This is a genomic window from Streptomyces sp. CRN 30, from assembly GCF_034105845.1.
The window spans coordinates 74974-83107 of record NZ_JAVRHI010000459.1 but is presented as its reverse complement, the minus strand read 5'-3'; the positions used below and the strand labels follow the sequence as shown (position 1 = coordinate 83107).

The window sequence follows — 8134 nt, the reverse complement described above, 5'->3', positions numbered from 1 at the left end:
GATCGACCAGCGCATCTTCTCCAGGCCGCCCTCGTACATGAGGTCCACGATCAGCTTCAGCTCGTGCAGGCACTCGAAGTAGGCGATCTCCGGCTGGTAGCCGGCCTCGGTCAGCGTCTCGAAGCCCGCCTTGACCAGCGCGGCGGTGCCACCGCACAGGACGGCCTGCTCGCCGAAGAGGTCGGTCTCGGTCTCCTCGGTGAAGGTCGTCTTGATGACGCCGGCACGGGTGCCGCCGATGCCCTTGGCGTAGGACAGGGCCAGCTCGAAGGCGTTGCCCGTGGCGTCCTGCTCGACGGCGGCGATGCAGGGAACGCCGCGGCCCTCCTCGTACTGGCGGCGCACGAGGTGACCCGGGCCCTTGGGGGCGACCATGCAGACGTCCACGCCGGCCGGGGGCTTGATGAAGCCGTAGCGGATGTTCAGGCCGTGGCCGAAGAACAGCGCGTCGCCGTCCTTCAGGTTGTCCTTGATGTGCTCGTCGTAGACCTGCGCCTGGATCGGGTCCGGGACGAGGATCATGATGACGTCGGCCTCGGCGGCGGCCTCGGCGGGGCTCACCACGCGCAGGCCCTGCTCCTCGGCCTTCGCCTTGGACTTCGAGCCCTCGTGCAGACCGACGCGCACGTCGACACCCGAGTCGCGGAGCGACAGCGCGTGGGCGTGGCCCTGGCTGCCGTACCCGATGACCGCGACCTTGCGGCCCTGGATGATGGACAGGTCGGCGTCGGCGTCGTAGAACAGCTCGGCCACTTTGGGTTCTCTCCTTGAGTGCAGGTGTTGCGTCCCACCGTATGCCGGTGGGGGGAGGGGAAGGTTCGGGGTCTCGGAATACGGGCGGCGGCCCGTGTCACCGGGTGTGTCAGGCGGACCGGTCGAGGGCGCGCAGCGAGCGGTCCGTGATCGAACGGGCGCCGCGGCCGATCGCGATCGTGCCGGACTGGACCAGCTCCTTGATGCCGTACGGTTCCAGCATCTTGAGCATGGCGGACAGCTTCTCGCCGGATCCGGTCGCCTCGATCGTGACGGCGTCCGGGGAGACGTCGACGGTCTTCGCGCGGAACAGCTGGACGATCTCGACGATCTGGGAGCGCGTCTCGTTGTCGGCGCGCACCTTCACCAGGACGAGTTCGCGCTGGACGGCGTGGGCCGGCTCCAGCTCGACGATCTTCAACACGTTGACCAGCTTGTTGAGCTGCTTGGTGACCTGTTCGAGTGGCAGGTCCTCCACTCCCACGACGATGGTGATGCGGGAGATGTCGGGGTGTTCGGTGACGCCGACGGCGAGCGAGTCGATGTTGAAGCCGCGGCGGGAGAAGAGGGCGGCGATCCGGGCGAGGATGCCGGGGGTGTTCTCCACCAGGACGGAGAGCGTGTGCTTGGACATGGTCTGCTTCCTTGCTTCCTCTACGGCTCTCAGTCGTCTTCGTTGTCGCCGAAGTCGGGGCGGACGTCCCGGGCGGCCATGATCTCGTCGTTGGAGGTGCCGGCGGCGACCATCGGCCAGACCATCGCGTCCTCGTGGACGACGAAGTCCACGACGACCGGCCGGTCGTTGACGGCGTTGGCCTCCTCGATGACCTTGTCGAGGTCGGCGGGGTCCTCGCAGCGGATGGCGTAGCACCCCATGGCCTCGGCGAGCTTGACGAAGTCGGGGACGCGGGTGCCGCGGGCCGCCGGGTTGACGTCGTCGGGGCCGGAGTGCAGCACCGTGTTGGAGTACCGCTGGTTGTAGAAGAGCGTCTGCCACTGGCGGACCATGCCGAGGGCGCCGTTGTTGATGATGGCGACCTTGATCGGGATGTTGTTCAGGGCGCAGGTGGTCAGTTCCTGGTTGGTCATCTGGAAGCAGCCGTCGCCGTCGATCGCCCAGACGGTCTTCGAGGGGGCACCGGCCTTGGCTCCCATGGCGGCGGGGACGGCGTAGCCCATCGTTCCGGCGCCGCCGGAGTTCAGCCAGGTGGCGGGCTTGTCGTACTGGACGAAGTGCGCGGCCCACATCTGGTGCTGGCCGACGCCCGCCGTGAAGATCGTGTCCTCGGGGGCGAGCTGTCCGATCCGCTCGATGACCGCTTGCGGGGAGAGCGAGCCGTCCTCGGGCTGGTCGTAGCCGAGGGGGTAGGTCTCGCGCCAGCGGTCCAGGTCCTTCCACCACGCGGTGTAGTCGCCGCGCTGGCCCTCGCTGTGCTCCTTCTGCACGGCCTGCACCAGGTCGGCGATGACCTCGCGGGCGTCGCCGACGATCGGCACGTCGGCGGCGCGGTTCTTGCCGATCTCCGCCGGGTCGATGTCGGCGTGGACGATCTTGGCGTGCGGGGCGAAGCTGTCCAGCTTGCCGGTGACGCGGTCGTCGAAGCGGGCGCCGAGGGCGACGATCAGGTCGGCCTTCTGCAGCGCGGTGACGGCGGCGACCGAGCCGTGCATGCCCGGCATCCCCAGGTGCTGCGGGTGGGTGTCGGGGAACGCGCCCAGCGCCATCAGGGTGGTGGTGACGGGGGCGCCGGTCAGCTCGGCGAGGACCTTCAGCTCGGCGGTGGCACCGGCCTTCAGGACGCCGCCGCCGACGTAGAGCACCGGACGCTTGGCGGCGGTGATCAGCTTGGCGGCCTCGCGGATCTGCTTGGCGTGCGGCTTGGTCACCGGGCGGTAGCCCGGCAGGTCCATGACCGGCGGCCAGGAGAACGTGGTCCTCGCCTGGAGGGCGTCCTTGGCGATGTCGACCAGGACCGGGCCGGGGCGGCCGGTGGAGGCGACGTGGAACGCCTGCGCGATCACGCGGGGAATGTCGTCGGCGTCGGTGACGAGCCAGTTGTGCTTGGTGATCGGCATGGTGATGCCGACGATGTCCGCCTCCTGGAAGGCGTCCGTGCCGATCGCCTTGGAGGCGACCTGCCCGGTGATCGCGACCAGCGGCACCGAGTCCATGTGCGCGTCGGCGATGGGGGTGACGAGATTGGTCGCGCCGGGGCCCGAGGTCGCCATGCAGACGCCGACCTTGCCGGTCGCGAGGGCGTATCCCTCGGCCGCGTGTCCCGCGCCCTGCTCGTGGCGGACCAGGACGTGCCGGACGCGGGTGGAGTCCATCAGCGGGTCGTACGCCGGAAGGATGCAGCCACCGGGAATGCCGAATACCGTGTCGGCGCCGACCTCCTCGAGAGAGCGGATGAGGGACTGCGCACCCGTGACGTGCTCGGGCGCGGACTGTCCTCCGGATCGGGGCCGCGGCTGCGGGTGATGGGCCCCGGTGGCCTGCTCGGTCATCGGCATTCTCTTCTCGATGCTGAGGGTCTGATGCTGAGGGTTTTGGCGAGGTTTGTACGGTGTGCGGCAGGTGCCTGTGCAACAAAAAACCCCTCGTGCCAAAAGGCAAGCGAGGGGAGCGCGCCGGGTGTGGGTCGCTGGGAGTTCCGGGTGGTCCGGACGTCACCAGCTTCAGCCGACGCGCTTTCCAAGTACGAGAATTCGGGTGCGCATGGAACTGACCCTCCCCCCGGCACACACTCACTGTCAAGTGGGTGGGACGGGAGTCTCATCATGTGAGCGCAGGGCCGTGCCGCCGCCGAGGACCGTTGCCACCCCACCGGCGACGGCACCGGCGACTCCGCTGGTCAGACCGGTGGTGACGGCGCTGTTCACCCCGCCCGCGAGACCGTTCGCGACGCCGGTCGCATAGCCGCCCGTGCCTCGCGTGTAGGCGGGTTCGGCCGGTCCGTGCGGCACCGGGTAGCGGCCGGTGGTGAGCGCCCGGCGCAGCCGGTGCTCGTCGAGCGGCCCGGAGAACGCCATGCCCTGGCCGTGGGTGCAGCCCATCGCGCGCAGGGCGACGACCTGCTCGGGCAGGTCCACCCCGTCGGCGACGGACTTCAGTCCGAGGTCCGCGGCGATCCGGAGCAGCCCGCTGGTGATCTTGTACAGCCGGGCGGACTCGACGACTCCCTCCACCAGGTTCCGGTCGAGTTTGAGGATGTCCACCGGGAGCCGCCGCAGGGCGGAGAGGGCCGCGTGGCCGCTGCCGAAGCCGTCGAGAGCGATCCGTACGCCGGCCCGCCGCAGCGTGTTCAGACGGCGCTCCAGCTCGTCCTGGGGGACCCGGGGGTCGGTGTCGGACAGCTCGATCACCAGGGCGCCGGGCGGCAGTCCGTACCGGGTCAGCAGGGCTTCGACCGAGCCGAGCGGCATCGAGCGGTCCAGCAGCCGGCGGGCGCCGATCCGGACGGCCACGGGGGCGCCGACGCCGGCCGCGGCCCGGTCGGCGGCCTGCTCGACCGCCTCCTGGAGCATCCAGCGGTCCAGCTCGGCGGTGCGGTCGCCGTCCTCGGCCACGCGCAGGAACTCGGCCGGGGTGAACAGGACGCCCTGGGAGGAGCGCCAGCGCGCCTGGGCGCACACCGACGCGATCCGGCCGTCCGACAGGCGCACCACCGGCTGGTGCAGCAGCGCGAACTCGCCGTCGTGCAGCGCGGCGCGCAGGCGCGTGGCCAGTTCGGCCTTGCGGACGACGTCCTGCTGCATCTGCGGCCGGTACAGCTCCACGCGGCCCTTGCCGCCCGCCTTGGCGCGGTACATCGCCAGGTCGGCGTTGCGCAGCAGCTCCCCCGCGCCGAGGCCCGGTTCGGCGAAGGCCACGCCGATGGAGGCGTTGACGCGGACATCGTTGCCGTCGATCAGGTAGGGCTGCGACAGCTTCAGCCTCAGGCGGTCGGCGAGCTCCAGGATGTGCCCTTCACGGGCGTCCCGGTCGCGGGTGCCGTCCCCTACGATCAGCGCCGCGAACTCGTCGCCGCCCAGCCTGGAGGCGGTGTCCCCCTGGCGGACCGCGTCCTGGAGTCTGCGGGCGGCCTGGACGAGCAGCTCGTCCCCGGCCTGGTGCCCGATCGTGTCGTTGACGGCCTTGAAGCCGTCGAGGTCGATGAAGAGGACGGCGGTGCCGCGCAGGGCGGCGCCCCGGTCGGAGGCGCGGCGGCCGGAGAGGGCCTGCTGGACCCGCTGGGTGAACAGGGCGCGGTTGGGCAGGTCGGTGAGCGGGTCGTGCTCGGCGTTGTGCTGGAGCTGGGCCTGGAGGCGGACCCGCTCGGTCACGTCCCGGCTGTTGAAGATCAGGCCGCCGTGGTGGCGGTTGACGGTGGATTCGACGTTGAGCCAGACTCCGCCGCTCTCGGCTTCGCCCGCGTGGGAGGTGCCCCCGTGGCCGGAGCGGAAGCGGCACTCGATGCGGGTGGTGGGTTCCTCGACGGGGCTGGCGGCGAGGAAGCGGCGCACCTCGTGCACCACGCAGCCCAGGTCCTCCGGGTGGATGAGGTCGGCCAGCTCCCGGCCGACGAGTTCCTCGGCGGCGCGTCCGTAGACCCCGGCGGCGGCCGGGGAGACGTAGCGCAGGATGCCGTTGGGCGCGGCGATCATGATGACGTCGCTGGAGCCCTGCACCAGGGAGCGGAAGTGGTTCTCCTTCTGCGCCAGTTCCTGGGTGAGGGTGATGTTGTCGAGCAGCATGATGCCCTGCCGGACGACCAGGGCGAGGACGACGGTGCCGCCGGTCAGCAGGACGACGCGGTCGACGCTGTGGCCGTTGAGCACGTTGTACAGGATGCTCAGGGTGCAGACGGCGGCGGCGAGGTAGGGCGTGAGCGCGGCCAGCGAACCGGCGATGGGCCGGGCGGCGGCGGGGTAGCGGCCGGGTTCGCCGCCGGGCGCGGGGGCCGGGCGGTGGACCGCGCCGTCCGGTCCGGGCGCGTACTCGTGGACCGCGCGCGCGTGCCCGTCCGGGCCGTCGGTGCCGTCGGCGGCCGGGTCACCGGTGAGCCGCTGTCCGTGCCGCGGGCCGGCCCAGGGGGCGTAGGCGAGAAGCAGCGAGCCGGCGAACCAGCCCGCGTCGAGCAACTGCCCCGAGCGGTAGTCGTTGTGGAGCAGCGGCGAGGTGAACAGAGCGTCGCTCATGACCGTCAGCGCGAGCGCGCCGATCGCCGTGTTGACCGCGGTGCGGTAGACGGGCGAGCGCCTGAAGTGCAGCGCGAGCACGATGCTGACGAGGGCGATGTCGAGCAGCGGGTACGCCAGCGACAGCGCGCTGTGCGCCACGCTCGACCCGTCGACCTTGGCGGCCTGGGCCAGCGCCAGGCTCCAGGCGAGGGTCAGCAGGGAGCCGCCGATCAGCCAGGCGTCCAGGCCGAGGCAGACCCAGCCCGCGCGGGTCGCCGGCCGTTTGGCGAAGACCAGCAGGCCCACGATGGCGGGCGGCGCGAAGCACAGGAAGAACAGGTCGGCGTAGCTCGGGGTGGGCACGGGCCGCTCCAGGACGACCTCGTACCACCCCCAGACGGCGTTGCCGACGCACGCCATGGCGGAGGACAGGGCGAACAGCAGCCAGGCCGGCCGGAAGGGGACACGGCGGCTGCGGGCGTAGAGGAAGCAGGAGACGGCCGCGGCGCCGGCGGCGGCACCGAGGCCGAAGTCGCCCATGAACAGGGCGAGTCGGGAGGAGCCCCAGCCGAGCGCGGAACCTACGGCGTATCCCGCGCAGGCCAGGACCAGCAGCAGCGGGCCGGCCAGTCTCGTCCGGGCGCCGCCGGCCGACGGCCGGGGCGGCAGCGGTCCCGGCGCGGGCCGGGCCCGCACCACCTGGTCCAGGGCGGGCGCGGGAGGCGGTGGCGACATCACCGGGGCCTCCCGGTCCGCGTCACGCCCGGGTCACGGTGGGCTGGGCCGGTGTGCGCGCGGCGGCCTCCGTGCCTGCGCGGGTGATGGCTGTGCCGGCCGCCGTGGCCGTGCCGGCCACGCCTGCGCGCCGCCGTGCACCAGGGCCGTCGGCGGCGGCTCCGCCGCGTCGGATCGTTGGTCCAAAGGCCGTGCATCGCCCGTCGCCCCCCTCGCGATCTCCATGTCCGTCCCCGGCGCCGAACGGTGCGCGGCGCTGCCCCTGTCGGGACGATACACCAGTCTCGTCACTCAGGGACATAGCTTCTCTACGCTCCGTGACGACCAGCGGTTATGCGGGTACCCACCGCGCTTGGAGGAACGCGGAGGGTGCCCGAAACGGATTGCGCGGTTGTCACGACAAGTGCGCCGTTTACGGCTTTCACGCGCGCCGGAGGCGCCCGTGACCCGGTGTCACGCGCCGGACACACCCGTCGTGAGCATCACGTTGCGCAGGGGTTCCTGGTTCACGAAACGGGTCAGCTGGTCGGCCAGCAGGCGCTTGGCGCGCGGCAGGAAGGCCGAGGTGGGGCCGCCGACGTGCGGGCTGATCAGCACGCCGGGCGCCTGCCACAGCGGGTGACCGGGCGGCAGCGGCTCGGGGTCGGTGACGTCGAGGGCGGCGCGGAGCCGGCCGCTCTCCACCTCCGTGAGCAGCGCCTTGGTGTCGACCACGGGTCCGCGCGCGACGTTGACGAGCAGGGCGCCGTCCTTCATGCGGGCCAGGAAGTCGGCGCCGGCCAGGCCCCGGGTGGCGTCGGTGAGCGGTGTCGCGAGGATGACGACGTCGGCCTCCGGGAGCAGGGCGGGCAGATCGGCGAGTGGATGCACCGGCCCGCGCTCCGTCGTGCGCGCCGAGCGCGCGACGCGCGCCACCCGCGCGACCTCGAAGGGAACGAGCCGGTCCTCTATCGCGGCGCCGATCGATCCGTACCCCACGATGAGCACGTTCCGGTCGGCCAGCGCGGGCCGGAAGCCGCTCTTCCACTCCCCCCGGTCCTGGGCCCGGACGAAGTCGGGGATGCCGCGCAGCGAGGCGAGGGTCAGGGTGAGGGCGAGTTCGGCGGTGCTGGCCTCGTGCACACCGCGCGCGTTGCACAGCTGGACACCGGGCCGGATGTCGGAGAGCCGGGAGAGGACGTCGTCGATGCCGGCGGTCAGCGTCTGGACGACCCGGACCCCGCTCAGGTGCTTGAGCGGCGCGACCCGCGCGGCGTGCGGCTTCAGGTAGGGGACGGCGTAGAAGGCGCAGTGCGCGGGGTCCGCGGGGTACTCCTGCTCGCCGTTCTCACCGCCGTCCCAGAACAGGTAGCGGGGGCCCTCGGGAAGACCTTCGATCTCGTCGGGCGGGATGGGCAGCCATACGTCAGCGGTCATGGTCAGGAGGCTATGTCAGGGGCCGTGACGGCAGAGGTTAGGTTGGGTGACCGGAAGAGGGAGGGTC

At 71.7% G+C, this 8134-nt stretch carries 5 protein-coding genes; all 5 read right to left on the bottom strand.

Translation table 11 applies throughout. The annotated features are described in order from the left end of the window. A partial coding sequence (ilvC, locus tag UW392_RS52315; protein WP_320782502.1) for a ketol-acid reductoisomerase occupies positions 1 to 753 on the bottom strand: 753 nt, incomplete at its 3' end. A gap of 109 nt (positions 754 to 862) precedes the next feature. Next, entirely contained in the window at positions 863 to 1387 is a 525-nt protein-coding gene (gene ilvN, locus UW392_RS52310; protein ID WP_320782501.1) for an acetolactate synthase small subunit, read from the bottom strand. A 29-nt stretch (positions 1388 to 1416) separates the two neighbouring features. Then, positions 1417 to 3261: an acetolactate synthase large subunit gene (locus UW392_RS52305; RefSeq protein ID WP_320782500.1), complete on the bottom strand. Its 1845-nt coding sequence runs from the start codon at positions 3259 to 3261 to the stop codon at positions 1417 to 1419. Between the two features lie 246 nt (positions 3262 to 3507). After that, entirely contained in the window at positions 3508 to 6651 is a 3144-nt protein-coding gene (locus tag UW392_RS52300; RefSeq protein WP_320782499.1) for a putative bifunctional diguanylate cyclase/phosphodiesterase, read from the bottom strand. A 453-nt stretch (positions 6652 to 7104) separates the two neighbouring features. Further along, positions 7105 to 8067 carry a 2-hydroxyacid dehydrogenase gene (locus UW392_RS52295; protein ID WP_320782498.1) on the bottom strand — a complete coding sequence of 321 codons (963 nt, stop codon included), beginning with the start codon at positions 8065 to 8067 and terminating at the stop codon, positions 7105 to 7107. Between the last annotated feature and the right edge of the window lie 67 nt (positions 8068 to 8134).